Source organism: Polymorphobacter sp. PAMC 29334 (assembly GCF_019431245.1).
In the GTDB taxonomy this organism is placed as follows: domain Bacteria; phylum Pseudomonadota; class Alphaproteobacteria; order Sphingomonadales; family Sphingomonadaceae; genus Polymorphobacter_B; species Polymorphobacter_B megasporae.
This window is the reverse complement of sequence record NZ_CP080242.1, coordinates 396,830-421,743: the sequence shown is the minus strand read 5'-3', so window position 1 is coordinate 421,743 and position 24,914 is coordinate 396,830. Positions and strand designations below refer to the sequence as shown.

At 61.7% G+C, this 24,914-nt stretch carries 23 protein-coding genes and 1 pseudogene; 10 read left to right on the top strand and 14 right to left on the bottom strand.

All coding sequences use genetic code 11. The annotated features are described in order from the left end of the window. Positions 1 to 277: 277 nt before the first annotated feature. The gene (locus KZX46_RS01980) at positions 278 to 1,099 is read left to right on the top strand and encodes a transglutaminase family protein (protein WP_219774182.1); all 822 of its coding nucleotides are present in this window, start codon (positions 278 to 280) and stop codon (positions 1,097 to 1,099) included. Between the two features lie 392 nt (positions 1,100 to 1,491). Here the strand turns inward: KZX46_RS01980 and KZX46_RS01975 are convergent, their stop codons facing one another. The 3 genes from KZX46_RS01975 to KZX46_RS01965 form a co-directional block, all read right to left on the bottom strand. Then, positions 1,492 to 2,847, bottom strand: a complete 1,356-nt coding sequence (locus KZX46_RS01975; protein ID WP_219774181.1) for a hypothetical protein — start codon at positions 2,845 to 2,847, stop codon at positions 1,492 to 1,494. Positions 2,848 to 2,996: 149 nt separating this feature from the next. Continuing rightward, positions 2,997 to 3,350: a hypothetical protein gene (locus tag KZX46_RS01970; protein ID WP_219774180.1), complete on the bottom strand. Its 354-nt coding sequence runs from the start codon at positions 3,348 to 3,350 to the stop codon at positions 2,997 to 2,999. Positions 3,351 to 3,874: 524 nt separating this feature from the next. After that, entirely contained in the window at positions 3,875 to 4,984 is a 1,110-nt protein-coding gene (locus KZX46_RS01965; protein ID WP_255614859.1) for an FAD-dependent monooxygenase, read from the bottom strand. Positions 4,985 to 5,097: 113 nt separating this feature from the next. Between KZX46_RS01965 and KZX46_RS01960 the strand changes: the two genes are divergently transcribed. Then, positions 5,098 to 5,748: a TetR/AcrR family transcriptional regulator gene (locus KZX46_RS01960; protein WP_219774178.1), complete on the top strand. Its 651-nt coding sequence runs from the start codon at positions 5,098 to 5,100 to the stop codon at positions 5,746 to 5,748. Between the two features lie 174 nt (positions 5,749 to 5,922). Here the strand turns inward: KZX46_RS01960 and KZX46_RS01955 are convergent, their stop codons facing one another. Further along, entirely contained in the window at positions 5,923 to 6,894 is a 972-nt protein-coding gene (locus KZX46_RS01955; protein ID WP_219774177.1) for a hypothetical protein, read from the bottom strand. 358 nt (positions 6,895 to 7,252) lie between these two features. Between KZX46_RS01955 and KZX46_RS01950 the strand changes: the two genes are divergently transcribed. Beyond that, positions 7,253 to 7,663, top strand: coding sequence for a PEP-CTERM sorting domain-containing protein (locus KZX46_RS01950; protein ID WP_219774176.1), 411 nt, complete (start codon positions 7,253 to 7,255; stop codon positions 7,661 to 7,663). A gap of 102 nt (positions 7,664 to 7,765) precedes the next feature. On the opposite strand, the gene KZX46_RS01945 is transcribed toward KZX46_RS01950, so the two are convergent. The 7 genes and pseudogenes from KZX46_RS01945 to KZX46_RS01925 form a co-directional block, all read right to left on the bottom strand. Continuing rightward, complete coding sequence (locus KZX46_RS01945; RefSeq protein WP_216711701.1) at positions 7,766 to 7,948, bottom strand: PEPxxWA-CTERM sorting domain-containing protein; 183 nt, start codon at positions 7,946 to 7,948, stop codon at positions 7,766 to 7,768. Positions 7,949 to 7,980: 32 nt separating this feature from the next. Then, positions 7,981 to 8,193 (bottom strand): annotated as a pseudogene (locus KZX46_RS23380) (PEP-CTERM sorting domain-containing protein); the annotation flags it as partial. 309 nt (positions 8,194 to 8,502) lie between these two features. Then, positions 8,503 to 8,625 (bottom strand): hypothetical protein, encoded by a 123-nt coding sequence (locus tag KZX46_RS23140; protein ID WP_255614856.1) that lies wholly within the window; start codon positions 8,623 to 8,625, stop codon positions 8,503 to 8,505. Between the two features lie 97 nt (positions 8,626 to 8,722). After that, on the bottom strand, positions 8,723 to 10,513 hold the full coding sequence (locus KZX46_RS01940; RefSeq protein WP_219774174.1) for an aspartyl protease family protein: 1,791 nt from the start codon (positions 10,511 to 10,513) through the stop codon (positions 8,723 to 8,725). A gap of 153 nt (positions 10,514 to 10,666) precedes the next feature. After that, entirely contained in the window at positions 10,667 to 11,191 is a 525-nt protein-coding gene (locus tag KZX46_RS01935) for a GNAT family N-acetyltransferase (protein ID WP_226895899.1), read from the bottom strand. 142 nt (positions 11,192 to 11,333) lie between these two features. After that, positions 11,334 to 12,347, bottom strand: coding sequence for an AraC family transcriptional regulator (locus KZX46_RS01930; RefSeq protein ID WP_226895898.1), 1,014 nt, complete (start codon positions 12,345 to 12,347; stop codon positions 11,334 to 11,336). Between the two features lie 266 nt (positions 12,348 to 12,613). Continuing rightward, positions 12,614 to 14,317: a sigma-54-dependent Fis family transcriptional regulator gene (locus tag KZX46_RS01925; protein ID WP_216711605.1), complete on the bottom strand. Its 1,704-nt coding sequence runs from the start codon at positions 14,315 to 14,317 to the stop codon at positions 12,614 to 12,616. Between the two features lie 192 nt (positions 14,318 to 14,509). Here KZX46_RS01925 and KZX46_RS01920 point away from each other — a divergent pair, with 192 nt between their 5' ends. From KZX46_RS01920 to KZX46_RS01905, 4 genes are read left to right on the top strand one after another with little or no spacing between them, the layout of a single operon-like run. Then, positions 14,510 to 16,993, top strand: coding sequence for a TonB-dependent receptor (locus KZX46_RS01920; RefSeq protein ID WP_216711606.1), 2,484 nt, complete (start codon positions 14,510 to 14,512; stop codon positions 16,991 to 16,993). Positions 16,994 to 17,016: 23 nt separating this feature from the next. Then, positions 17,017 to 17,784 (top strand): coniferyl-alcohol dehydrogenase, encoded by a 768-nt coding sequence (locus KZX46_RS01915; RefSeq protein ID WP_219774172.1) that lies wholly within the window; start codon positions 17,017 to 17,019, stop codon positions 17,782 to 17,784. Between the two features lie 56 nt (positions 17,785 to 17,840). Beyond that, complete coding sequence (locus KZX46_RS01910; RefSeq protein WP_255614881.1) at positions 17,841 to 19,151, top strand: aldehyde dehydrogenase family protein; 1,311 nt, start codon at positions 17,841 to 17,843, stop codon at positions 19,149 to 19,151. Positions 19,152 to 19,161: 10 nt separating this feature from the next. Then, positions 19,162 to 20,421, top strand: coding sequence for an MFS transporter (locus tag KZX46_RS01905; protein WP_219774171.1), 1,260 nt, complete (start codon positions 19,162 to 19,164; stop codon positions 20,419 to 20,421). 295 nt (positions 20,422 to 20,716) lie between these two features. Here the strand turns inward: KZX46_RS01905 and KZX46_RS01900 are convergent, their stop codons facing one another. After that, positions 20,717 to 21,103: a DUF1761 family protein gene (locus KZX46_RS01900; protein ID WP_216711609.1), complete on the bottom strand. Its 387-nt coding sequence runs from the start codon at positions 21,101 to 21,103 to the stop codon at positions 20,717 to 20,719. Between the two features lie 218 nt (positions 21,104 to 21,321). After that, on the bottom strand, positions 21,322 to 21,675 hold the full coding sequence (locus KZX46_RS01895; protein ID WP_219774170.1) for a hypothetical protein: 354 nt from the start codon (positions 21,673 to 21,675) through the stop codon (positions 21,322 to 21,324). Positions 21,676 to 22,139: 464 nt separating this feature from the next. Here KZX46_RS01895 and KZX46_RS01890 point away from each other — a divergent pair, with 464 nt between their 5' ends. After that, positions 22,140 to 22,559, top strand: a complete 420-nt coding sequence (locus tag KZX46_RS01890) for a hypothetical protein (RefSeq protein ID WP_219774169.1) — start codon at positions 22,140 to 22,142, stop codon at positions 22,557 to 22,559. On the opposite strand, the gene KZX46_RS01885 is transcribed toward KZX46_RS01890, so the two are convergent. Then, the gene (locus KZX46_RS01885; RefSeq protein WP_219774168.1) at positions 22,548 to 23,627 is read right to left on the bottom strand and encodes an IS630 family transposase; all 1,080 of its coding nucleotides are present in this window, start codon (positions 23,625 to 23,627) and stop codon (positions 22,548 to 22,550) included. The genes KZX46_RS01890 and KZX46_RS01885 overlap by 12 nt on opposite strands. Before the next feature lie 59 nt (positions 23,628 to 23,686). Here KZX46_RS01885 and KZX46_RS23375 point away from each other — a divergent pair, with 59 nt between their 5' ends. Both KZX46_RS23375 and KZX46_RS01875 read left to right on the top strand, forming a co-directional pair. Continuing rightward, on the top strand, positions 23,687 to 23,836 hold the full coding sequence (locus KZX46_RS23375; protein WP_219774227.1) for a PEP-CTERM sorting domain-containing protein: 150 nt from the start codon (positions 23,687 to 23,689) through the stop codon (positions 23,834 to 23,836). A 205-nt stretch (positions 23,837 to 24,041) separates the two neighbouring features. Continuing rightward, complete coding sequence (locus tag KZX46_RS01875) at positions 24,042 to 24,641, top strand: PEPxxWA-CTERM sorting domain-containing protein (protein WP_226895905.1); 600 nt, start codon at positions 24,042 to 24,044, stop codon at positions 24,639 to 24,641. The last annotated feature ends 273 nt before the right edge of the window (positions 24,642 to 24,914 follow it).

The window sequence follows — 24,914 nt, the reverse complement described above, 5'->3', positions numbered from 1 at the left end:
CGGCCATTCACTCACAACCTGACTTTAAGTCGAATGGGGCCGGTTCCGGACTGGCCGTTTCGGGGCAGCCGGTAGCGGAAATCGAGACGACGTTCCCGAGTAGTTTCCGCCTCCCTACCATCGGCCATTCGTTTACTCCGAAGCGATCAACTGGCCTAGTCGGCCCCGCTCCAGACCCGGCGCGGCGCGATCGCGCAATTTCATGCCCTCGGCGGCGCGGAGCTGACGTACACGTTCGATCACAACGCGCGTCATCGTCGCAACCAAGGGAATCTGCATGCTGATCCGGGCCGGCTTTACCATCGCCTTTCAAGCCGTACAGCCAGTGCCGATGCTGGCCAACCTCAGCGTCCACGCCTCGCGCAATCGCGACCTGCGGACGGCGCAACGGATCATGTCGACCCCAGATGTGCCGGTGTACGACTACGTCGACCGCTTCGGAAACGTCTGCACGCGGCTGACGATGCCGGCGGGAGGGATCACGATCAATTGCGGCTTTGTCATCGAGGACCCGTTCGAGCCCGACCGCGTCGAACCCAACGCCGGGCAATCGCCGATCGAGGAACTACCCGACGACGTCCTCGTCTTCCTGCTCGCCAGCCGCTACTGCGAAACCGACCGGCTGTCGGACACGGCATGGTCGCTGTTCGGCGCCGTCGCGCCGGGGTGGGCGCGGGTGCAGGCAATCCTCGATTACGCGCACAACCGGATTCGCTTCGACTATGCGACCGCGCACCCGGGCAAGTCGGCGTGGGATGCGCACCAGCAACGCGAGGGTGTCTGTCGCGACTTTGCCCATCTCGCAATCACCCTGTGCCGCTGCATGAATATCCCCGCGCGCTATTGCACAGGGTACATGGGCGACATGGACCTGCCAGCAATCGTCGGCGACATGGACTTCTCGGCGTGGTTCGAGGCCTATCTCGACGGCGAGTGGTACACATTCGACGCCCGCCATAATCGCCCGCGCAAGGGCCGCATCCTGATGGCGCGGGGCCGCGACGCGACCGACGTCGCGCTGACCACGACCTTCGGCTTGGCAACGCTCACGCGGTTCGAGGTCTACACCGACGAGGACCGGCTAGGACTGCTGACATGAGCGAAGGCCGCAACGCCTCCCCGTACTTAGAGCAGCAAGTTTTCCTATTTTTTTAGCGCCTGACAGATTGAGTAGGAGAAAGTGTGGCTAGTCTCTACCAAGTTGTTTAGCGGCGGCGGCGACCCAAGGACGGCCATTTGACTGCCGAGTAGCGCTTCCCGAACGCGAACACTTGTTCAGGTGCGGCTTGGCGATCGCAAGGGGGCCGAAAGCCGCCTGTCCGCTTCTCGGCGCGGAACGCATCATAGCTGCCGTTCGACAGGTTTCGCATCGACGGTGGCTTCCGCCCCACTAGTCGCCATTCAGGAACTGTTTGGGCGATCCTAGAACCTGCCGTTCGCCTTATCTCACTTGAGGCGAACGGCTTGACGTTGGCAGGCCAGCCGTGCCGCTCATGCGGCCTGTGGAGCGATGCCGGCCAGTCGCGTTTCGACGGCCGTCATCCGGTTGGCAAGGCCGCCGATCTCACGCCCACGTCCAATGTCGCGTTCCTCGCGCCTCGTGTCGCGCTCCTCGCGCTGGCGCGCAACGACGATGGCACGCGCCACCGGCTCGGCGATGGCGATCAGGGTGTCGCGCTCGTCCTTCCCGTAGAAACTCCCGTCGGGACGCGGACCAAGCAGTATCCATCCGACCGATCCGACACTGTCGGCATGGAGCGAGACCCGCATCGGGAAGAGCGGATCAGCACGGTTGGTGTGTAGATCGCCTTCGCCTTCGGCCGGCTCCTGCCAGTTCGATAGCCACGTCTGTACAGCGCCGACATCGACGTCGCGGGCCGCAAGCACCTGGTGGTCTACCACGATGGCGGCGTGGGCAGCCCGGACGCCTTTCTCGATCCGCACGAGCACGGTGTCGGCGAGCCGCGCGGGCGTCGCGGTCGTGCCCATGTCGCCGACCAGCACCGGCAGCGCACCCCGCAGATGGACCAGGTCGCCCTGGAAGCGGTGTTCGGCCGAGTGCGTCACGCGGTGATGGAGCGGCACCATCATGATTGCGGCAAAAGCGGCACCGAGTCCGCCCGCGAGCGCGCCAAGGCGTTCCCCGAAATACTGCTCACCAAGTATCTCGATGACCTTCTCCGACCCGGCAAAGATGGCGAGCAGCGCGAGCGTCAACGTCCCGTACACCACCGACCGGCTGATCGCGGTCTCGGCATCGTACAGCCGGTAACGCAGCATCGAAACGAGCAGGCCAGCGGGCAGCGCAACGAAAGCGAGCTCCCCGACAACGTGCTTAGCCAAGGTGGCCCATGCCAATGCGCCCACGGTTGACAGAGATAGTTCCAACAGCATCAGAAGGCCTGTCGTGATCTCGAGAATACAAAATGCGACAATACCGAACAGCACGAACTTGCCCTGCTGCCGCGCGATGCCACTGGGTGTGCGGCGGTATTGGGTCACGACCGCCAGCATTATTATCGCGAATGTCGCCACATAGACGAGAAAGGTCACGTTGCCCGCCGCGCTGAACCAGAAGTTGATCAGCGAGCACACGGACATGGCGATAATCATGAGCGCCGCCAGCCAGTGCCAGCGCGTGTTGAGACGACCATCGGGGAAAAGCAGCAGCGCGGTGAGAAGCAGGATTTGCGCGAGAGAGGCAATGATCGCACTGACGAACGGCACGACGTGCAGCAACTGCGTGAAAGGTACGGAAGCCAGTACGATAGAAAACGAGAGGAGCTGGGCAACAACATCGCGAGGACGCCGGATAAAGAGCAGCGCCGCAGCAGCGAACATCGCCACGGTCGACGCAGTCTCGAAGCCGAACTGGACCCATCGCCTGCCTTGAAACCTTATGTGCCAGCCGGCATGTGCCGCCGCGAGACGCTGCGGGTCGCGGGCTACACGAACCGTGTATCGCTCGCCGGTGTCATGCCGTAATCCAAGCACCGCTAGGCTACCTGTTGGTCCCGACAGAAGGCGCGTTTGCGCAGTTTTGTCGGCGGGTATGCATGACCGTCGACCGTCAGCAGGAGATCGAAGTTTTTATAGCCGATCCGACGCCCTTCGTCGCCCAACGGTGCTCCCAACTGGCCTTCCAGCGATGCGTTGCCAAATGGAACGAAACCTAACGCGGCCGCAGCGGCGTAGGCTGACTGGCCCGCAATCTCGTCGCGCGGCGCGAAATAGCCCGTTGCCACCAGCCCGGCGGCGAACAGCGCCAGCCAGATCACCCGGTAGCCGATCAGGAGCACTCCGCCCCAGGGTCGCCGGCGCGTCAGCACCGCAGCATCAGTCCCCGTCATCAAGCGGGCTCCCCCAGCTCAAGCCTTCATCCGAATGCTAGTGCTTTGCAAGCCAGGCTGCTGCATCAACCGCCACGACGCGGCGAGGCACGACGGACCGACCAGCAACTGTTGGTTGTTGCGTTGGCCATTGCCAGAAGCAGACCGTCTGCAAGCCACCCCATCAGGCGCCTCTGCCGCCGATCCCGCGCGCCGGACGGAATCGGGGCCGATTGCCGCCCGGCGGCTTTCGGGCGTTCGACGGGGCAAAGCGGACTTTAAATCAGTTCATCTCGTTGAGCTGGAAAAGACCCGCAAGCAGCCACCCAAGGTGGCTTAGTCACTTCCCGAAGCAGTCATGCGTTCACCAGGGTGTGAAGCTTTGACGCGCGTTCACCATGCGACGTGTTCGGACGCGCTCTCCAAAAACTGATCTGGATACATCAATCCGGGGCCTGAGGTTTAGACTTCCACAAACCTGGCGGCGGGCCAGCTGCTCCCGCTCAGATTTGGACCGATTCCATCCGAGCAAAAGTCGGCAGCTTCTAAAAGTCGATTTCACCTGTAGCAAGCCTGCGATCGCGCTCGGCAAGCTCAATCTCGTCGGCGGGCAACATCATCGCTAGGCCGGTGGTAGCCGCGCGTTCCTGCACCTCTTCGACGAATGGCCGCAGCCCGACCTCGTACTGTCGGAATGCGGCAGCATAATCGCCGGGATGCCGCTCAAGCGCGTCCGCCAACCTGCCGGCGCCGATAATCGCCATCGAGCCGCCGAAGCCCGCGAGGGGTGAGACGCAGTAGCCCGCATCGCCCACCAGAGCCACGCGACCGCGCAACCAGCAGGGCATCCTGATCTGGTTAAGCCGATCGAAGTAGAAATCGTCATCCCCGTCCGCGCACGCGAGCATGGCCGGCACTTTCCATCCCAATGCATGAAAATGGTCGTGAATGAGGCGCCGTTGCTGCGCCCGGTCGCGATAGTCGTAATCGATCTCGCCATCGGTCCGAAAACCGAACCCGATGTCAGTGCGATCGTCATAGCCGTTGAGCATTGCCATGCGGCCGGGCACGCTGAAAACCTGCGATTTGTTGGCGGGAAGCAGCCCGATCTGCGGCACCACCTTCAGGAAAAAGTAGCCGCCCATGAAGTAGGTGAATTGGTCGCCATCACCAAACGCCAGCTTGCGCGTATTCGAACGGTTGCCGTCGCACCCGAAGACGAGTGCGTAGTCCCGCCTGTCGCCATTGTTGAATGTGACCGACACAAGATCTGAACCCTCGTCAAGCTGATCGATCGACTGGCTGAACAGCACATCGATCTGGTCGGATAGCGTGTCGAACAGGATATCCAGCAAATCGTCGCGATGAATTTCATAGCGCTCGTTTGCCGCCGGGTCAGCGCCACTGCCGATCGACCCCAGCGCGGCGTCGTCCGCGTCCTTGAACTCGAAGCCGCGAGGGGGCAGGGCTTTAGCGTGAACCGCATCGACAAGCCCCATGCGGGTAAGGATGTCGATCGTCTCTCCCTCGATATCAACGGGCGTACCGCCCCGCCGCAGCTCGTTTGCCGTCTCGACGATAGTGACACTGTAGCCGAGCCGGTTCAGCCAATATGCGGTAGCGAGGCCGGCAAAGCTCGCGCCGCTGACGAGCACTGCTTTACTACGTGCCGCACTAGCAGATGGCTCAGGTGTTGACGTAGCCATAGGAACATCCTCAAATTAAATACACTCCCACATTGTACTGGGTATATGTTGAGACACAAGCCATGAGTAGACCAATCTCGGATAGAAGAAGCCGCAAACGGCTCGCGACCCGTCAGGCTATATCCGATGCTGCCACACGCCTGTTCATGGAGCGCGGCTTTGACCGGGTAACGGTCGACGAGATCGCCGAGGCAGCCGATGTAGGACGCATGACGGTTTTCAATCACTTTCCCCGCAAGGAAGACATGTACTTTGATCGCGAACACGAGGCCCGCGATATCGCATTCGAGGCCATCCGCTCGCGCCACCCTGCCACCTCACCGATCCAAGCGCTGGGGGAACTCGCCCACCGCATGGCCGAACAAAACGAACCTGGCTTCCCGCTATTTGCAGACATTCAAGCCTTCGTCGAAACAGCCCTGGCGAGCGAGGCGCTGAAGGCCCGCGCAAGACAGATGCGCGACGACTTCATCCGCGCCCTGGCCGCCGTTTTAGGCGAAGCTGCGGATCGGTCCAGCGATGATGCCGTCGCCTACCTCGCTGCCGGGCTGATTGCCTCGGCGTGGACCACCGCATTCGTACGGGCTCATGCTCAGTTAAGCGAAACGGGCAATGCCGAGGCGGCGAAGGGCACTTTTCTAGATCTAATCGACCGGGGGGTCAGAGGTACGCATGCTGCACTGGCCGATACGCCGTACGCTGCAGGTTATTGACCCGGTCCCGGACATTCACCACGCCCCGGCCGCGTTCCAAGATTTGCCCTTCATTACAATCGGATGTCGGCCTGGGGGCCGTTTTCAGACGGGCTGCTTTGGGACGTTAAAGGCTGCATAGCTGCCGTTCCTTAAGACAGCGGAATTGAGGGCGACCGGTACTAGCAGCGTTATTTATTTTGCCGGTAACGCATCCTGGAAGCGGCCCTGAGCGAAGACCCCGGCAGGATCAGTCAGCGCCACCATCTCGCGCATCGCGGCCCGCTTGTCCGGCTGCCGATCATACCAGCGTTGCCAGATTCGCTGCCCCATCCAATACCCGACCTCGGTCGGCCATCCTTTTGGAGCACTGCCATAGTTGCCAATCCAGCGGTTGAAACTTTCGGCAGCAGGCGTTCCGGGCTTCCGCGCGCTCCACTTCATATTGCGAGTAGTCGCTAGATCGGCTTCGAACTGCTGCCACAGCTCAGCTTCGCGCGGCGCGGCCCACGTAGCACGGGCTGGGTCGATCTGGCGGCCAGTCACCAACGTCGCGATGAAATCTGCTGCACCCTCGACCAGCACGCTGCTCAGCAAACCATCGTCGAGTTCTTCCATGCCTGCAGCGGACTGAAAGGTGTGGACCGTTTCATGGGCATAGAAGCCGCGCACGATCTCGCGGAGCTTCTCCGGCGTATCGGCAAGACCGCAGAGCGTTTCCAAGCCCAAGACTTGGGCCCCGGGGCCAGCGGTCCCGCCCGAATTGTCGGCGCCGACGACCAGGTAAAAACGTGGCAGTGGAAGTTCCGGAAAAAGACCGCGAAAGGCGAGATACGTCGCGCGCAACTCAGCCGTCGTTCCCTTCACAACCGGTAGGCAGACGTTGATGGCCCGGGCGTAGAAATCCGGGCGTTTCGCTACAGCTTCGGCCAGATGATACGCGTCGATGATTCGGTCTGGAGTGAAAACGCGAACGCCATAGCTGCCGGGATCGAGATAACCGTGCTGCAGCTGCTCAGCTGTAGGTCGACCGTTGGCGCTATCGAATACCGCCGCAAAACGATCAGCATCGGCGGTTTCGACAGATACCGTAAGCGGGTCGGCGGCTGGAGGGGCCAATCCAGCAGATGTTATCGCCGCGATGACGGCTGCCACCCACATCAACACCGGGCCAATCTCCCATCGCTGCCGCCCACACAGGTGATCAGAGCTACGATGCCCGTATTACACGAGCGCCTCCAATGGAAGCGGACCGGCAATCCCGATATCTTTGGCGCGGTACAGGCGGTCCGCGCTTTAACACTAATTAGCCCTGGCGTTTCCAGCACCAAACTGTCGGGCGCGGCGCCGATCACGGCCTGGCCGCTTCAGGATCCGACGGGCGTCGGGTAAGGGAGGAACGCTCGACTTTCTCGGCTTCTGCGTCGACCTGTCCCACCTGATTTACGTCGGAGTTGGTTCCCAGCTCGCCGAGACCCTTTATTACCATGTCGCAGCGTCAACGAGCGATGGCAGCGGAAACCCGTTGTCAAACGGGCAGGTACGCGAGATCACAGGACTGGCACGTCTCGGTTTCACCATCGCCGCCAGCGGCGTGAGCGACAAAGCCGCTCAACTCGCTGCGATACAACAGGCGATTTGGACGGTCGAATATCCGACTGCGACCTTTACCGCGACGGGGCCATACGGCCCCGCCCAGGCCGCTTACACTGCGGGGTTCGTTAGTGAAGCACCACGACTGAAGGGCTTTGCACGGTTCTTAAAATCGGATGACGAGGTGAGCCAGGGGCAAATCACCAATATCGGCAGCGTTCCCGAGCCGGCTTCGTGGGCGATGATGCTCACCGGATTGGCATCGTCGGCGTCTTCGGCCGTCGGCGCCAAGGGCTGCCCGTCGTCGCTGCCTAGCGCCGACTGTATTCGCCAACTGCAGTAGCGCGAGGGCCAAGCCGCTTATCTGCTCTGCTCCGAAAGCGCCACGAAGCATCTGGCCCGATAGCCTGTTCGCGGGTATCGGGCAGAAGATAGTTCCGGGCGGCTATGCCAATGCTACAACAGCGACATTCGTTCGACGGCGCATCGTGCCTCCGACGAGCGCAAAACCAGTGATTATCATCGCCAAGCTCGACGGCTCGGGAACGCCGCCAGCTGCCATTGCCGGAAGCTGACCGCGAATCTCACCGGCGGGAAACGCCATTGAATGTACGTTGAGATACGCCATCCGCTAGTCAGGCCGTTTAGGAAGTAGGTTCGAGCGGCTGTTGCGGTACCGTCGGCCAGAGTCAGAACGTCAAAGGTATAGGTCGATGCCAGTGTCAGATTGTATGTCCCCGTGATCACACCCGTCGAGGGATTGCCGGCCGGGAGCGAGAAGGCGACGGCGATCGGCGTGCTGCCGCTAGCGGACTCACAACAGTGGACATGTGCGCCCTCGATTGACGACGACAGGCTGGTGTAATCGATCACCACGCTGAAGCTGTTTCATCCCAAGCAAGTATTAGCTCGCCCATCCCAGAGGCGTTGCTTTCCTGCGGTGGCACCTGATCGAGCGAACTCAAAACTGATTATAGACAGTAACTGCGCCCGCCGGAGCAGTGCCCATTGCAAACAGCGCAAGACTGGAAATGATAGCGAAACGAGTTGTTCGTTGAACAAAAGTCATCATGCGATCGGCTCCACTCAAGGTTACCCCCAAACGTTATCCTGACGGTATGGTTCATACCTGCGATGCGGCAAACGACCGCTATGAGCACAAATACGTGATTTTGAGCTCACTCAGTGATGACAAAGTTTTTTGCTGCTCTCCTCGGCATAGCCGTAAGCGGTCAGGCGGCTTGCGGCACGCGGCCCCGGAAAAGCAGCCGTTAAATTCAACAGCCCAATGAGCGGAACGGTCAAGAGTCCGCGCCTTACGGAAACCGTACCGGCTAATGCCCGACTTCGGTGCGGCACTCATACGCACCGAGATTGTAGCGAGATCTATATACTCGGCCGACTAATAAAAGGCTTTCGGTCTAACCCGTCGGGTACTGCCATCCAACATCAAGAAGGTGATCGGGGCGGTGCCCGAATTATCGCGGAACACTGCAACTCGATCGTCCGTCCAGAGCGCCGCTGCTTCGCCGTTCAATGCCGCGATTTGATCGCCAGCCTTAAACCCTGCCGCCTGCGCCGGACTATTGGGTGAAACGAACTGCACCATGAGCACGCCGTTCTCTCCCGACATGCTCAAGCCAAGGCGGTCCTTGTGGAAGGCCGATGAACCGGCGCCAGCCAGCGGCACTGCGTAGAGCCGGTCCTGTGGATAATCGATCAGCAACCGGAACCTTGCCAGGACCGGAAGGCCAAGGTTGCCCACGACGCGATTTGAGTTCGATGCTGAAACGACGTCACGGGTAAAACTCGCCGGGACATCATTTAAGGTGACGCCCGCAAACTCGATGCGGCGGAGGGTGGCTATAATTTCCGGGTGGAAGCCACCGACCGCCCCACCAAGCACTTCCGAGCTCTTCCGGCCCGCGAGCAGCTGGCGTGGTTGATAATAAGCCGGATAGATTTCCATCGGAGAGCCGTTGCCAAGGTCGAACTCAAACTCGACGGGCGGCGCGCCTTCGACGCTGACCGGAACCGATCGGTTCCCGATTAGCCGCCTTAGCGGGACCGTGGCGGCACCTGATGGCGGCGCAATGCCTGTGGGGTCGCGAAACGAAATCAGACGGTGCGCGAAATCGATATCGACAACCAGTTCGTTGAACAGTTCATCGCCGAGAACGAACGGCATTGGGTGACCGATTCGCCGGGCGATTGGCTTCAGGTCGAGCGAAGCGACGGTCAATCCGGCGATCTTGAGGTTGCCGATTTCGACATCGACGCCACCCGCGAACCCCGCAGTATCAACCCCGCCTGTACCCCCGGCGGTGACTCGCCCTGCGGCACTGATCCCGATTTGCTTCGCATAGTCGTTGTCGATCGTAGACACTGTCGCACCACTATCGAGAAGCGCTAGCGTGTCGTGACCGTTGATTCTCGCCGGGATGAACATGCGGTTGCCGTCGTAAAATTCGAAGTGCAGCCATCCAGTCGATGACGCGCAGCCGGTGAACGCCGTCTTCCTGATAAAGGATGGTCTGGTGAAGCTGCCCGGACCCGCAGGCTCGTTGATGTTCATGGTAATAACGCGATGCGTTTCGTTGTCGCTCGGCACAGCCCCCTCGATTGTTTTCAGAAATGGCATCCGAACCCCGTCGACGGGCCGCCAGTCGCTGAACCGCTCAATCTGCAGCTGCCGCTCTGCCGTCACTCGAATGCCGCCAAGTTCGCCGGATACCGGATCGACCAGAACATCGTAGATATCATCGTCGCCGAACGTAACCCGCACGGTGGCCCAGGTGCGGCCGCTGTCGGTAGTGGGTGCAGCAAGTTCGACTTTAGCCCCACCTCGACCACGCAACGCATCGGCAAATTGGAGGGCTGCACTGCGCCGCAACGACAGCGTGTCGATCAGGGCCATCGACTGCACTTGCGCGGCCGGGGTGACCTCCCACGCGCCATCGGGTGTCACCGCCTGGATCTGCTTCAACGGCCCCAAATCCAGGTCGACGCGACTACGCCCGTCGCGAGCAGTGAGGATCTTTTCGGTTCCATGAAGCCCACCGCTGTCGAGGGTATTCGACTCGCGGATGGACGACAGATGTTCGAAGGCAATCCCACCGCGCCACACGGTGTAACGATCAATGATTGTCTTAAGATCGGCCGACGCATCGACGTTTACAGGAGAAAGGAGCAAGGCGACAAATGCTATTAACATGGGACAACCTCTAACTTCTTATTCGCTGACGACGCAATGTATTAGGATAGCAATACAAGGTAATTGCCGCTTGTTGATGACTGCCGAAGAATTGTTACGACTTTTGTCGAAGCGGCAATTTAATCGGTCGGTTTATCGAGCTGCGAAGACATAACGTGGGTCGAGCGAGGCCTCGATCAACTGGCTTGCAGCGCTTGCACTTAGGGCCGGCATCGCCAGAACGACCGACGTGTCGATTTGCCGATCAGGAACGTTCCAATAGGCTCGCAGGAGGGGGCCGATCGCTTCGTGTGGTACGAGGTTGAAACCATGTCGTTCATAGAAATGGACCGCCCAGGTCGCCGCTGCCCATGTTCCGATCAGACAGGGGCGATCGCCTGCGCTTTGAAGATCAGCGATCAGCTTTGAGCCAATTCCGCGCCCCTGCACGTCTGGTCGAACATAGGCGTGATGAATCAGGGAGACGTTGCGTACGCGCTGGATGCCCATGACACCCACTAGTGTTCCGTCTTGAACATACCCTGCGAAGACAACGCCGCCTGCCATCTCGATCCGAAGTTCCTCGACCGGCATGTACGGCTCGCGCCACCGGTCGGCTGGGATAACGCCGCGATACGCATCGGCGGCGGCATTGATCACCGCCAGAATGACAGACACGTCATTTTCGTCGCATCGTCGAATAAACGGAGGGATCACAGTCCCAGAAGCGTCATCATCGTGAGGTCGCATCGATCGTCTCCTATGGCGGACGATTGATGCCGGGGCACAAAGCGGCGGTCTTGAACGAAATTGCAGCCGCTTAACGCATTGCCGCCGCGAAATTGCCGGGCGTAAGGCCGTATCGCCGCGTAAATGCCCGGTGAAAGTGGCTCTGGTCTGCGAACCCGGCGCCGATTGCCGCGTCAGCCAGTCCTACACCTTGCCGGAGCATTAATCTTGCGAGGTCGAGTCGGCGCTGTACGACATAGGCGTGCGGCGTTAGTCCCGTGAGGCGAGCGAAACCACGCAACATCTGAAAGCGGCCGGTTCCGACTTCTTGGGCCAGAGCGTCCAATGGATGATCTCCGGCCGGATCGTCATCGATCCTCGCCTTGGCACGCGCAGTTGATGAACACGCGACCGATATCGGGCGCGGCGAATAGTCGATCATTCCCGCGATAAGCAACGTCAGGCGCTCATCAGCGGCATCGATCTCCTCCCTGTCGGTTATCGAAGCGTACGCCGCAGCAAAGCGCCCCGCGGCGCGACTATCACGCACCACCGGATTGGAAAATACGACGTCTCCGCGATCGCCGTTGTAAATATCCAAAGCAATGGTCTTCATCAGACCGGGTGCCACGTAGAGCATCGCCCAACGACGGCTTTCCCCGATCGGCGAGCCGTCGTGGACCTCGCCTGGATTGACAGTGATAACATCGCCGGCGATGGCTTCGACGGTTCCACGTCCGCTCCACGACCGCTGCGCCCCCGCGAGCATGACGCCAATCCCGTACTCATCATGCGAGTGGCGGTCGAAGCTCTGTCCAGAATGCGCCTCGACCGCCGTGGGACCGCCGCTGCCGCGCTGGATCGCGAATGATCCTCTTTTCATTTGGAGGATGATGCGCAGCTTGCAGGAAGACGCAAGTACGCAAATTTGATAGTCTGCTAACGCGGCGAGCGTCGGCCCGCCGCGAACGCTTGCGACGGCAATGATAATTGCGATGTGAACACTTTCGGCACTTCGGGGCCGGTAGCCGCCTGATGGCTTCCAGGTGATCAGATAGCGAAAGCGGACCTCTGTTAAGCCGGAGCTGCCGTCGAGAACCCCCACATTCGGTCATTTGCATTTGCTGATTGACCACCCGGAAGCCGATTTCCGTTCACGTAAGTGAAGCAACGCGAATAGGACCGATTGATGAGATGTCGTATATCCATCGTCGAACATTCGTCTACGGACGGCGTCGAGCTTCCGGCGGGCACATGCCCGATCGACCGAACACATGTCGATGCACTTCTCGAGAAGTTTCGGCAGCCAACTTTTTCCCTTTGCGCGGAGAATACGGCGGATCATTTAGCGTCGCTACAGCTACCCGTGACTTATCGCGCCTTCGAAGCCTGGGTGTAGCGGTGATTAAATTGGGCCCTTGAAACACCGAGCAGACGCGCGGCGGCGGACCTGTTGCCGCTGCATCGGCGGAAGGCCTCGTCCAGCAGATCACGCTCGACGTCGTCCATCGTCAGTCCCGCATCCATAAGCGCGGCGATTGCGACCGGTGACCGATTGCCATGATGTCCACTAGATCGGACGCGTCCGTCCGCGCCGAGCCGATAGCGCTGGTCGCCGAGCCGCTCTCCACTCGTAAATAGGTGGTGGACGCGCAGTGGCTCGCCCCTGCGGCCGAGAATGACGCCCCTCGCTACCATGTTTTCGAGTTCGCGGACGTTTCCCGGCCAATCGTAGCTGAGCATCGCCGACACGGCCTGTTCGTCGAAGCCTGATACCTTCTTGTCGTAGCGGGTACGAAAGACCGAAAGAAAATGATCCATCAGCAGCGGTATGTCCGCCCGACGGTCGCGCAGCGGCGGTATGCGCAGCGGGAAGACGTTGATCCGGTAAAACAGGTCGGCGCGGAACGCCCCCTTCGCGACCGCTTCGCGCAGATCGACGTTGGTCGCGGCGACCAGCCGGATGTCGACCGACCGCACCCGCGTATCGCCGACGCGTTCGATCTCGCCCTCCTGGAGTGCCCGCAGCAGCTTCGCCTGCGCGATCAGCGACAGCGTCGCGATCTCGTCGAGGAAAAGCGTGCCGCCCTCGGCCCGCTCGAACCGGCCGGGACGGCTCACCGTGGCACCGGTGAAGGCCCCCCGTTCCACGCCGAACAGTTCAGATTCGATCAACGTCTCCGAGATTGCGGCGCAATTGACCGCGACGAATGGTTTTTCGGCGCGCTTGCCCATCGCGTGGAGGTTGCGTGCGAACATCTCCTTGCCGACGCCGCTCTCACCCTGGAAGAGTACCGGCGCATCGGTGTCGGCCACGTCACGCAGCATATCGAAGGCGGTGTTGAACCCCGACGACGCGCCGACGACCCGCCATCGATTGTCGGCGGCCTTCGCGTCCCCCTCACGAACTGTGCGGATCGCGTCTGTTGCAGTGTGAAGCTGTTCGCTCCTCATGTAGCGGAGATCGGGCTCAGCATCGTCCCAGGCCTCCGCCGGTTTGCCGACAATGCGGCATTCGTCATGGCCCATGGCGATGCACTCGACCTCGCGGTAGACGATCGGCCGGCCGAAATAGACGCTGGCGTAGCCGCTGGCATAGCCGATCTGTCCCCATCCGGCGGGAGCCTGCCCGATGCCGAACGCCGTGACGTGCTCGGCGCATTCCGACGAGTGACGCCACCTGTACTCGGCATAGAAACGCCCGTTTGCGACATCGACGTCGACCGTGATCGGCTCGACGAGGACCGCGCCTTCCAGCGCGTGAAGCTGAGGCCCGACCGAGAACGCGTCGTAGACGCTGTCGTTGGAGCGGACCTTGGCGGCAACGTCGGCGTCCATCGCCCCGGCCTCGTATCCCTGCCGAGTGAAGACCGCACGGGCGCGGTCGTAGCCGACGGCGTTGATTACCTCGCGTCGGACGATGCCCATGGTCCGCGCGTGGACAAGAACCATCCGCCTCCCGGCGAGCCAGATGTGACCCTGCTCGGGAGCGAAATGGAGCGTCGCCGCCAAGTCGGAGATACGTGGCAGATCAGGCGGCACGACAAGCGAAGCAGCGCCTGATCCAACCTTCATACTTTCTCTCCCCCGTCGAATTGTCGACAGTTCGACCCAAAACCCGGCCTGCGACCGTCTGTAGACTGACGCCTTAAAACCCAAAATGTCCAGCTCCGCGGTGTCCGTCGTAGGAGCGACCCGAGTTGGCACGATCGGTGCAAGGCAGTGCTCAAGCTCGTCAAGAAGCCCAGCCATCAGGGGGATCGTCCAATGTCCATCGTTTCGAACCGCGTCATCATCGCCGCGCGCATCGGCGCGTCGCTTCTTGTCACCGCCGCATGGCCGGTCGGAGCACAGGTGGCGACGCAAGCCGCGAACCCGCCGGAGGCGACGGCCGTCGGCAGTACGCCCGGCCCGGGCTCGGGCGGGCAGATTGAGGAGATCACCGTAACCGCGCAGAAGCGGTCGGAAAACCTTCAGCGCGTGCCGATAGCGATCACCGCGTTCACGCCCGAGGCGCTGGCGCAGAAGGGGATCACCGACGTCGCCGGGCTCGGCAAGTTTGCACCGTCGGTCGAGATCGTCGGGACCTCGCCCTTCTCCGGTTCGAGCCAGGTTCTTTCGGCATTCATCCGCGGCATCGGGCAGAACGACTTCGCCTTCAACCTCGATCCTGGCGTCGGCGTCTATGTCGACGGCGTCTATTACGCCCGCACCGTCGGCGCGGTTGTCGACCTGCTCGATCTCGACCATGTCGAAATCCTCAAGGGCCCGCAGGGGACGTTGTTCGGCCGCAACACGATCGGCGGTGCGATCAGCGTGGTCACCCGCGACCCCGGCAACACCTTCAGCGGGGCGGGCGACGTCACCTACGGCTCGTATAATCGTGTCGATGTCCGCGGCTCGGTCGACATTCCGATCATCGACGACAAACTGCTGGCGCAGGTGTCGTTCTCGGCGAAGCACGCCGACGGCTATTTCCACTTCCTGAAGTTTCCCGGCAACTACGTCGACGATTCCGGGGCCTTCGTCCGGCCAGACTCGACGACCTATCAAGCGGCCGGCGGCTACAATGATCAGAATTTGCGCGTGAAGTTGAAGTGGAAGATCGCGCCCGACGTGACCTTCCGCCTGACCGGCGACTATACCAACGACGACGACCAGTCGACCGGCAGCCAGCTACTCGCCCTCAAGCCGGGTCTGAAGGATGTCTATAATACCTGCATTTCGACACCCGCCGCCGTCCTGGCGACAACGCCGCTAAACGCCATCTGCAACACGCCGCGCGGTTTGCCGGCGGCGACGGTGCCGGGGTTTACCAACGTCGTGCTACCCCCGCTCGGCGGGGTCAACGTCGACGCCGACCCGAACAACAACCATCTGGTTTTCGACAGCCGGTTTTTCTCGCCGCGGATCGACACCTCGTATGCCACCGGCGCGGGCTATTCAAAGATCAAGACGTTCGGCTTCTCCGGCACGCTTGACGCGCAACTGACCGACACCCTCGCGGTCAAGTCGATCAGCGCGTATCGCAACCTCGACAGCCGCTTCGCGCTCGACGTCGACGGCTCGCCGATCCCGATGGGCGACCATGCCTTCACCATGCGCCAGCAGCAGGAGAGCGAGGAGGTCCAGCTGCTTGGTGACTTCCTCGACAGCCGTTTGAAGACGGTCACCGGTCTCTATTACTTTCACGAGCAGGGCGACCTGACCGATTACGTTCATTTTGCGGGCGGCCTGCTCCAGATCGATGGACCAAACACATTCCACACAACAAGTTACGCCACATTCACTCAGGCCGACTACAAGATTACCGACAAGCTGGGTTTGACCGGCGGCGTCCGCTACACGCGCGATGAGAAGGAATTCCAGGGCGGTCAGCGCGACCTGAACAGCCTCGCCTACAAGCTCGGCTATCCACTATCGCTTCATCCCGATCCAACTGACCCGACACTGTATTTTCCGACGACGGACAATCACCTCAGTTTCAGCAACGTCTCATTTAAGGCCGGCGTCAATTACCAGGCGACCGACCAGATCCTGACCTACGCGACGTTCAGCCAAGGCTACAAGGCGGGCGGCTGGACGACGCGGGCGACAACCCCGATCCTCGCCGCGCCGACGTTCAATCCGGAAAAAGCCGATACCTACGAGGTTGGGGTCAAAGGGCAGTTCTTCGACCGACTGCTGCAAGCCAACCTCGCCGGCTACTACACCAAATACAAGGACCTGCAAGTTACCGTGTATTCGGGCGTTTCGCCGATCACGATCAACGCCGCACAGTCCGAGATCAAAGGTATCGAGGCCGAACTGGTTCTGGTTCCGACCTCCGCGCTGACGCTGGCGGCGACCTTCAGTTATATAGACGCGCGTTACACGCAGAAGGATGCCGGCACAAACCTCGGCGACAAGTTCGTCAACACCCCCGACTACGCGGCCTCGGCCAACGTGGATTATGTCATTCCGCTGCCCTCGGGCGCATCGGTCGATGCGCACGTCGACTATGCGTTCAAGTCGAGCATAGCCCGCGACGCCGAGAACACCCCCGAGCTAATCTCGCCGGCGACCAACGTCGTCGGAGCGCTGATCTCATACCGCTCGGCGGCGAAGAACTACCATGTCGACGCCGGCGTGACGAACCTGACCGACGAGCGCTTCATAATTTCGGGGCAGGACCAGGCCGGCATCGGCTACGTCGGCGGCACCTATAACCGACCGCGCGAATTCTACGTCCGCGCCGGCTTCAAGTTCTGATCGCGCGGAAAGGGGATTAGGGGATGTTCGAGGGAAAGGTCTTCGCCGTGACGGGTGTATCGTCCGGCATCGGGGCGGCGACGGCGAAACTGCTGCAGGCGCGGGGAGCGCGGGTCGTCGGGTTCGACCGCAACGCGCCCGGCTTCGCGGTCGACGGCTTCTTCCCGATCGACATGGGCGACCAGAGCGCGATCGAGAAGACGCTCAGATCGGTGGACATACGGTTCGACGGTCTGGTCAACTCGGCCGGTCTTCCGCCGACCGCCGACAAGCACGCGGTGCTCAAGGTCAACTTCTTCGGCCTGCGTCACTTCACGGAAGCCGTGACGATCCGGCTGGCCGACGGTGCCGCGATCATCAATCTGGCCTCGCTTGCCGGCTTCCAGTGGCGCGCGAACATTGCGGTGGTGCGGGCGGGATTGACGACTTCGTTCGCCGATGCCGACGCGTGGATCGCCGCACAGGACGTGGAGGGCGCCCCTTCGTATCACCTGTCGAAGGAACTCGTCATTGCCTGGACTTTATGGGAATGCCAGCGCTGGAAGGATCGCGGCATCCGCATAAACAGCGTATCGCCCGGACCGGTGTCGTCGCCGATCCTCGCCGACTTCATCAAGACGCTCGGCCAGCGCGCCGAAGACGATCTCAAGCTCAACCGCGCCGGCACTCCCGAGGAGATCGCGCCGGTCGTCGCTTTCATGCTCTCGGACGATGCGCGGTGGATGAACGGGACCGACGTGTCCGTCGATGCCGGAGCGGGGGCCGGCGCCTGGCATCAGATCCTCGCGTGACAACCTTCGATCGGTTGAACCCCGCGACGGGGGTGCTCGCCTCGCGATCACCGGCAATGACCGTCAGAGAGGCGGCCGCGGTCGCCGCCGCCGCTGCCTCCGCCTTGCCGGCGTGGAGCGCGCTCGGCCCCAATGCGCGCCGCGCGCAACTCAATGCTGCCGCGATGGCGCTCGAGGCGAAGGGCGACGCCATAGTCGCGGCCATGATCGCCGAATGCGCGGCGCACGAGGGATGGGCGCGGTTCAACCTGCGCCTCGGCGCGGACATGCTGCGCGAGGCGGCGGCGCTCACGACCCAGATCGGCGGCGAGGTAATCCCGTCGGACAAGCCGGGGTGCCTCGCGATGGCGCTGCGCGAACCCGCAGGTGTGTGTCTCGGCATCGCGCCGTGGAATGCACCGGTCATCCTCGTCGTGCGCGCGCTCGCGGTGCCGCTGGCTTGCGGCAACACCGTGATCCTCAAGGCGTCCGAAATCTGCCCCATGACGCATGGGCTAATCGTCGATGCCTTCGCCGACGCAGGCTTCGCGCCGGGCGTGGTCGGACTGGTGACCAACGCCCCTGCAAATGCTGGCGAGGTCGTGGGCGCGCTGATCGACCATCCCGCAGTCCGCCGGATCAATTTCACCGGCTCGACCGCGGTCGGGCGCATCATCGCCATCCGCGCCGCGCAGAACCTCAAACCCGTGCTGCTCGAACTGGGAGGCAAGGCACCGCTGATCGTGCTGGCTGACGCCGATCTCGACCAAGCAGTAAAAGCCGCGGCATTCGGTTCATTCATGAACGCCGGACAGATCTGCATGTCGACCGAGCGGATCATCGTCGTCGACGCGGTCGCCGAGGCGTTCGTCGCGGCCTTCACCGCCAAGGTCTCGACGATGCACGCTGCATCGGTCGTCGACACGAGGGCGGTGGACCACGTCGCCGCGCTCGTCGACGCCGCGGTCGCCGCGGGGGCACGTCTGGGGACCGGCGGCCCGGCGGACGGCGTCATCATGCCGCCGCACGTCGTCGATCATGTGACCCCTGCGATGGCGCTCTTCCGCGAAGAGAGCTTCGGTCCCGTCGTCGCCGTCACCCGGGCGCGGGACGAGGCGCATGCCGTCGAACTGGCCAACGATACCGACTACGGCCTTTCGGCAAGCGTGTTCACCCGCGACGTCGCCCGGGGATTGACGATCGCACGGGCAATGAAGTCCGGGATCTGCCACATCAACGGCCCGACCGTTCATGACGAGGCGCAGATGCCGTTCGGCGGCACCAAGGCGAGCGGCTACGGCCGCTTCGGCGGCAAGGCCGGCATCGACGCTTTCACCGAACTCCGCTGGATCACCATAGAGACCCAACCTGGACACTTCCCGATTTGAGGACGCGCCGATGACCGCCGCCATAGCCGCGAACACGACCCCGGCTGCACTCCGCGGCGGCGGCTCTTGGGATGCGCGATACGAATGGCGCGTGGTCCTGCTGCTGTCGCTGTCCTTCGGTCTCGTCGGTCTCGACCGCTGGATCCTCGGGCCGCTGTTCCCAGCCATCATGGCCGACCTCCACCTCGACTACGGCCAGCTCGGCACGCTGGTCGGCGGCCTCGGCATTGCGTGGGGAGTGTTCGCGATCCTGATCGGCAACCTGTCCGACCGGATCGGGCGCCGCGCCGTTCTGCTCCCCGCACTGGTCGTGTTCTCGGCGTTGTCCGGTGCGGCCGGACTGGCGACGGGTTTCGTGATGCTCCTGCTCGCGCGGACGACGATGGGCGCAGCCGAGGGGGCATTCCTCCCGGCCAGCGTCGCCGCGACCGCGGAGGCATCGCTACCCATGCGGCGCGGTCTGAATCAGGGTCTTCAGCTCGGTGCCTTCGCGTTGTTCGGCTTCGGCATCGCCCCCATCGTCGCGACGCAGCTGCTCCAGGTCCTGCCGTCGTGGCGCGAGGTGTTCATGATCGTCGCGATCCCCGGCTTCATCCTCGCCTTCCTGCTCAACCGCGTCCTCCGCGACGCCCCACGCTTGGCGGTAACCGCCCCGCGCGCACCGTGGACTGACGTCATAAAGTCCCGCAACGTCATCCTGGGTGCGCTGTGCCTGCTCGCCGCCATGAGCTGCATCTTCGTCCTCGGCGCCATGGTTCCGAACTACCTCGTCGATTTCCTGCACCTCACGCCGGTGACGATGGGGCTGGTGATGTCGGGGATGGGCTGGGGCGGCTTCCTCGGCGAATTCATGGTTGCGGGGATCTCGGACCGCATCGGCCGACGTCCCGCCACCGCGCTCGCCTTCCTCGGCGCCGCCGTCGGCACGTGGTTCTTCGCCCACGCCCCCGCAGACCCATGGCTCCTGTTCGGCTGGCTGTCGGTCACCGCCTTCTTCGCCCTCGGTCTGACGTCGATCCTTGCGGGCCCTGTCGCCTCGGAAGCAGTGTCGCCGGCATTGATGTCCTCCTCCGTCGGGGTCGTAGCGGGCGCCGGCGAGATCTTCGGCGGAGGGATCGCCCCGGTCATCGCCGGCTTCGTCGCCCAGCACTACGGCATCGCGCAGATCTTCGTCATTCCGCTCGCCGGTCTCGCGATCGGGCTTGCCCTGTCGCTTTTCCTCCGGGAAACGGCGCCGCGCCGCGAGCGCCTGCCGGGCCACGTCGACTAGAGCGGCAGGCCGACGTAGTTCTCGGCGATGGTCGCCTGCGCGGCACAGGACGTCGCTAAGTAATTGAATCCGGCCCGCTTTGACCACAATCACGGCAAACCGGTCGCGGACGAAGGCGTGCAGTCTGTCACCACGTAGTGGGGCCGTAAGGCGTCTGGCTGCTTGGAGCGCCAGTAGCGGGATAACCGCCGTCTGCCACCACTGACTTGCCGGCGGCCAAAACCCGTGTTGACGGTCGCGATCGGCGAAGGGGAAGGGACACGCATGCGAAGCGGCTCCGTTTGTCGACCGACTGTTAAAGCAGTGCTGCAGTTGTCGCGCCGATTAGTAGCAGCTTAACCAGCCAACCTAAAGCGTGGGCGAGCGTCACTTTCTGATCAAGTTTGATGAAAACGTGATTGCCAAGCAGCAAAGGTAGAGGCGCAATAATCCAGATTAAGACCGCAAGGCTCAGCGCACCACCAAGTGAAACAAGAGTCAACCGAATTGCTAAGCATATGAACCCGACGGCTGTCATCGCGGAATATGCCTGAGCAATCAGGATTTGACGCCGCTTATCCTTCGCGTCACGCCAAACTTCGGGAAATGTCGAATAACTATTGTGGAACAGCACGCCTATGAAAAGCCAATCGGCAAGCGAAGCGACAACCAGACTGACACCCATGACCCAGAGGATATGCATGATCCCTCCTTCCCAAACGCTCTTTCGTCGTCGACCGATCCTAATTCCTAAACGGGGCCGAAAGCGGCCTGTCGGCTTTTTGGCGTGAAACCGGGCATAGCTGCCGTTCAACCAGTCCCGGCTCCGACCGTGGCTTCCGACCCCGTTCCTGTCATTCGCAGTATCAGCTAGTCTCTCTTCGCTCCATCGCATCGTGCGGCCATCCCGAGGCTTGAATGTCAGACGACGTTGAAACCCAAATCGAAGCATTTTTCAGCCTGATGCATGATCGAAGGAGTGCCGAAGCGGTCGACGAAATATTCGGCTGTTCCCCGTTGTGGGCAACAAAGATTGGAATGCGCTAGCAGTTGGTCGGGCAGATCGACAGTTCCATACGCATAAATGGACCGATGACCGGCTATGAGCGGATTTGTTGTGAAACGTTGGGCACGATGGCGGTTCGCCAAATCTACCTCGCTCAACATCGCGACAATGTGTTGAAATGGAACTTCGTTTTCGTGCGGTCGGGCATGGGTTGGCAAGCCATCCATTTTGGTTTCAATGGCGAAGCACAGTCCTGGTTTTGAGTTCACGGCCGCTTCGGTCCCGTCGACTCAATACGCTGCGCTGAGTGTCCGCTTTCCACCCCTCAGTCGCCGCTGCCGCGGAGCCTGTCCCGGGGCGGCCTCGGGGCCGTTTCCGGACTGGCAGCTTCCGGGCATCTGACGCTTCAAAGCGGACTTTCGTTCAGCCACCGCCGTACACCAGCAAGACCCAGTTCCGGACGCTAGGTGGACATGAGCGGCTCCCAGAAGCGGCCATCCTTTTACCTCGGTCGCACAACCGGCTTTGGGCACCTCGAAGCAGAAGATTTAGATCCTGCGTTAGCCCCTATCTTTATGCTGCCCTGTGGACGAGTTCTTGAGCTTGAGAGAGGGATCGCACCAGTCGTCATCACCAAAATTAGTACGCCCCTGGGCTGTCTCAAAAACTTCACTTGGATGGATAATAATTTGTAAATATCGGATTTCTGAGATCGCGATGCAGGGAGCAAATTATGCGCTTTATCACGAGCCAGAAAATAGCTCTGTTTCACGTAATGGCGGTAGCTGCTTCACTCGTTGCAACCACCCCGGCCTTGGCGACCGTAAAATACACCTTCGATCTGGGGCAAGGATCGGGCTTTACCGTTGTCGCTCCGGAATTTCTCTCTCAGGAAGCTGCGAATACATTTGGCGAATATAACTTCGATCTGAATGTGATCGAGCCGTACGGAAAAATGGCCAGCTGCATTGGATATGCCGGAGCACCTTGCGACACTCAGTCGATCTTGCCTACTGGGCTGAGCTTCTCCCCTCGCCCAACCGACGTGGTCATCGAATATCGTGCCGCGAGCGTTGGAACGATTATCCGATATTTCGCCGGCACGGCGCTCGCAGCGACCGGCGTCTATCAAGACGCTGTCCTAGTGGATTGATTCTAACGTTTGGTGCCCTCGCCTGACGGCGGCGATGATTTCGTCTGGATCGGCGCGCCAGACGAAGGGTCGGGGCTGCTGATTGTGCTCCTTGATGAAGCGGTTGATAGCGGCCTGGAGGTCGACAACGGAGCAGAAGACGCCGTTTTTCAGGCGCCGGCGGGTGAGCTTGGCGAAGAAGCCCTCGACGGCGTTGAGCCACGAACACGACGTCGGCACGAAGTGGAACGTCCAGCGCGGATGCCGGGCCAGCCAGGCGCGGACTTTGGGCTGTTTGTGGGTAGCGTAATTGTCGAGGATGACGTGGACGGCCTTGTCGGGCGGCAACTCGGCCTCGACGGTGTTCAGGAAGCGGATAAACTCCTGGTGCCGATGGCGCTGCATGTTGCGCCCGATCACCGAGCCGTCGAGCACGTTCAACGCCGCGAACAAGGTCGTCGTGCCGTTGCGCTTGTAGTCGTGGGTCATGGTCGCACCCCGGCCGCGCTTGAGCGGCAGCCCCGGCTGGGTGCGATCGAGCGCCTGGATCTGGCTCTTCTCGTCCACGGACAGCACGATCGCGTGCGCCGGCGGCGAGACGTAGAGGCCGACCACGTCGTGCAGCTTCTCGGCAAAAGCCTTGTCGTTGGACAGCTTGAAGCTCCGCCAGCGGTGCGGTGCCAGGCCATGGTCGTGCCAGATCTTGACGACCGAGGACGCAGCGATGCCGACCGCCTTGGCCATCGCGCGGACTGTCCAGTGCGTCGCTTCATGGTCGGGTGGTGCGAGGGTCAACGCCACGATCTTGTCGACCAGCGCAGTCTCGAGCGGCGCGATGCCCGGAGGTCGGGTCTTGTCGCGCAGCAAGCCATCGACGCCTTCGGCCATGAAGCGCTCCTGCCAGCGCCACACGCAGGTCTTCGACTTGCCCGTCGCCGCCATGATCGCAACAGTGCCCAGGCCGCCCGCTGTCAGGAGAATGATCCTGGCCCGCCACACGTGCTTTTGCGGGGAGCCGCGCGCCGCGACAATCGCTTCAAGCCGAGCCTTGTCCGAGGCCGTGACCTCGATCCTGATACCAGTGCGCATCCCCCAACGTCGCACGTTCGACCGTCGCCGGGAATCCCCAACAGGACTCGTCCGTCCCGATCAATCCACTAGGTGGCGCTGGCGATACGCTAACCGTCACGAGCAGCGTCCCGGAGCCTTCAACCTGGATAAGCTTGCTTTTGGGCTTCGTGACTTTGGGCAGCTTCCTTCGCAGTCGCCGCGCAGAAGCCGGTGCCGTCACTGCATGATCGGCGTCGTCCGGGCCGAACGTCACACTGTCGTCATTAAGAACGGTTAATGATTCGTGCTGCTTGGCAGCAATGACGACGTTCCAGCGGTCCGGCTCTGATCAATATCTTGGAAGGCTACATCATGCGATCGCATTTTCTGGTCGGCGCAGCGCTGAGCTCGCTGATCCTTGCGGCTTCGCCCGCCGCGGCGACATTGATCACCGTGACGCTCACCGGCAACGCGGAGAACATCTCTGATAACGCCGACGTCTTCGGTTACGGGACGGATCAGCGCCTCACCGACAAGAGCTTCGTCGAGACGTTCATCGTGAACACGTCGGCGGTGAACGCTTTCGGGCCGCAGACGAGCACCGGGGTGTCCTCCAACAGCATTTTCGGTGGCAGCCCGCCGTATGCCGTCGGCGGAACCCTGACAATCAACGGCCGGAGCTTCTCCACGGCCGGCAGCAATTACAGTTCGCTGTACACTATGGGAGACTACCAGATTTTGTCGAACGACATGGTCCGCGGATCGGGCGACAACAACTTCTACGTTGATCTCACTGGAGCTGGATTTCCCGCCACGGTCGACCAGCCGATCAGCTTGGCACTGGCGGCGGGTCAGGCCGCCAACGTGTCGTTTATCGACAATAACTCGGGCGGCGAAATCTCGGCCGCCATCGGCAACCTTTACCCGACGCAATTGACGGTGAGCGTTGCTGCGGCTGTCCCCGAGCCGTCGATCTGGGGCGCGATGATCCTTGGCTTTGGAATGGTGGGAGCCTCGATCCGTCGGCGCAACGCGAGCATCGGCCTGATCTGAAACGAGCATGATATGGCCTCGGCGATCAACGCCGAGGCCATTCTTGAAGCTAGTCGGGGCCATATCCAACTAGTGTAGCCTAAACGCTGTAGTAAGCGTGATCGGTCGAGCAAGCGGAAGCCTTTCCGTCGAAGCCCGAAGCCATTTTCGCTATATCTCTATCAGCGAGTGGCGGCATCGACGGCATGACACTTGCCAAGTATTGCGCGAGAAGCCTCTTTCAGAGGCGACCTAGGCTCAGGACCTATTAAAGTGGTTGCGGAGACGGTGATC

Excerpts from the sequence above, each read along its gene's own strand:
- KZX46_RS01980 (WP_219774182.1), top strand. The coding sequence starts at position 278 with ATGCTGATCCGGGCCGGCTTTACCATCGCCTTTCAAGCCGTACAGCCA.
- KZX46_RS01925 (WP_216711605.1), bottom strand. The coding sequence starts at position 14,317 with ATGAAGGTTGGATCAGGCGCTGCTTCGCTTGTCGTGCCGCCTGATCTG.
- KZX46_RS01905 (WP_219774171.1), top strand. The coding sequence starts at position 19,162 with ATGACCGCCGCCATAGCCGCGAACACGACCCCGGCTGCACTCCGCGGC.
- KZX46_RS01890 (WP_219774169.1), top strand. The coding sequence starts at position 22,140 with ATGCGCTTTATCACGAGCCAGAAAATAGCTCTGTTTCACGTAATGGCG.
- KZX46_RS01960 (WP_219774178.1), top strand. The coding sequence starts at position 5,098 with ATGAGTAGACCAATCTCGGATAGAAGAAGCCGCAAACGGCTCGCGACC.
- KZX46_RS01885 (WP_219774168.1), bottom strand. The coding sequence starts at position 23,627 with ATGCGCACTGGTATCAGGATCGAGGTCACGGCCTCGGACAAGGCTCGG.
- KZX46_RS01945 (WP_216711701.1), bottom strand. The coding sequence starts at position 7,948 with ATGGCGTATCTCAACGTACATTCAATGGCGTTTCCCGCCGGTGAGATT.
- KZX46_RS01900 (WP_216711609.1), bottom strand. The coding sequence starts at position 21,103 with ATGCATATCCTCTGGGTCATGGGTGTCAGTCTGGTTGTCGCTTCGCTT.
- KZX46_RS01910 (WP_255614881.1), top strand. The coding sequence starts at position 17,841 with ATGACCGTCAGAGAGGCGGCCGCGGTCGCCGCCGCCGCTGCCTCCGCC.
- KZX46_RS01920 (WP_216711606.1), top strand. The coding sequence starts at position 14,510 with ATGTCCATCGTTTCGAACCGCGTCATCATCGCCGCGCGCATCGGCGCG.
- KZX46_RS01970 (WP_219774180.1), bottom strand. The coding sequence starts at position 3,350 with ATGACGGGGACTGATGCTGCGGTGCTGACGCGCCGGCGACCCTGGGGC.
- KZX46_RS01915 (WP_219774172.1), top strand. The coding sequence starts at position 17,017 with ATGTTCGAGGGAAAGGTCTTCGCCGTGACGGGTGTATCGTCCGGCATC.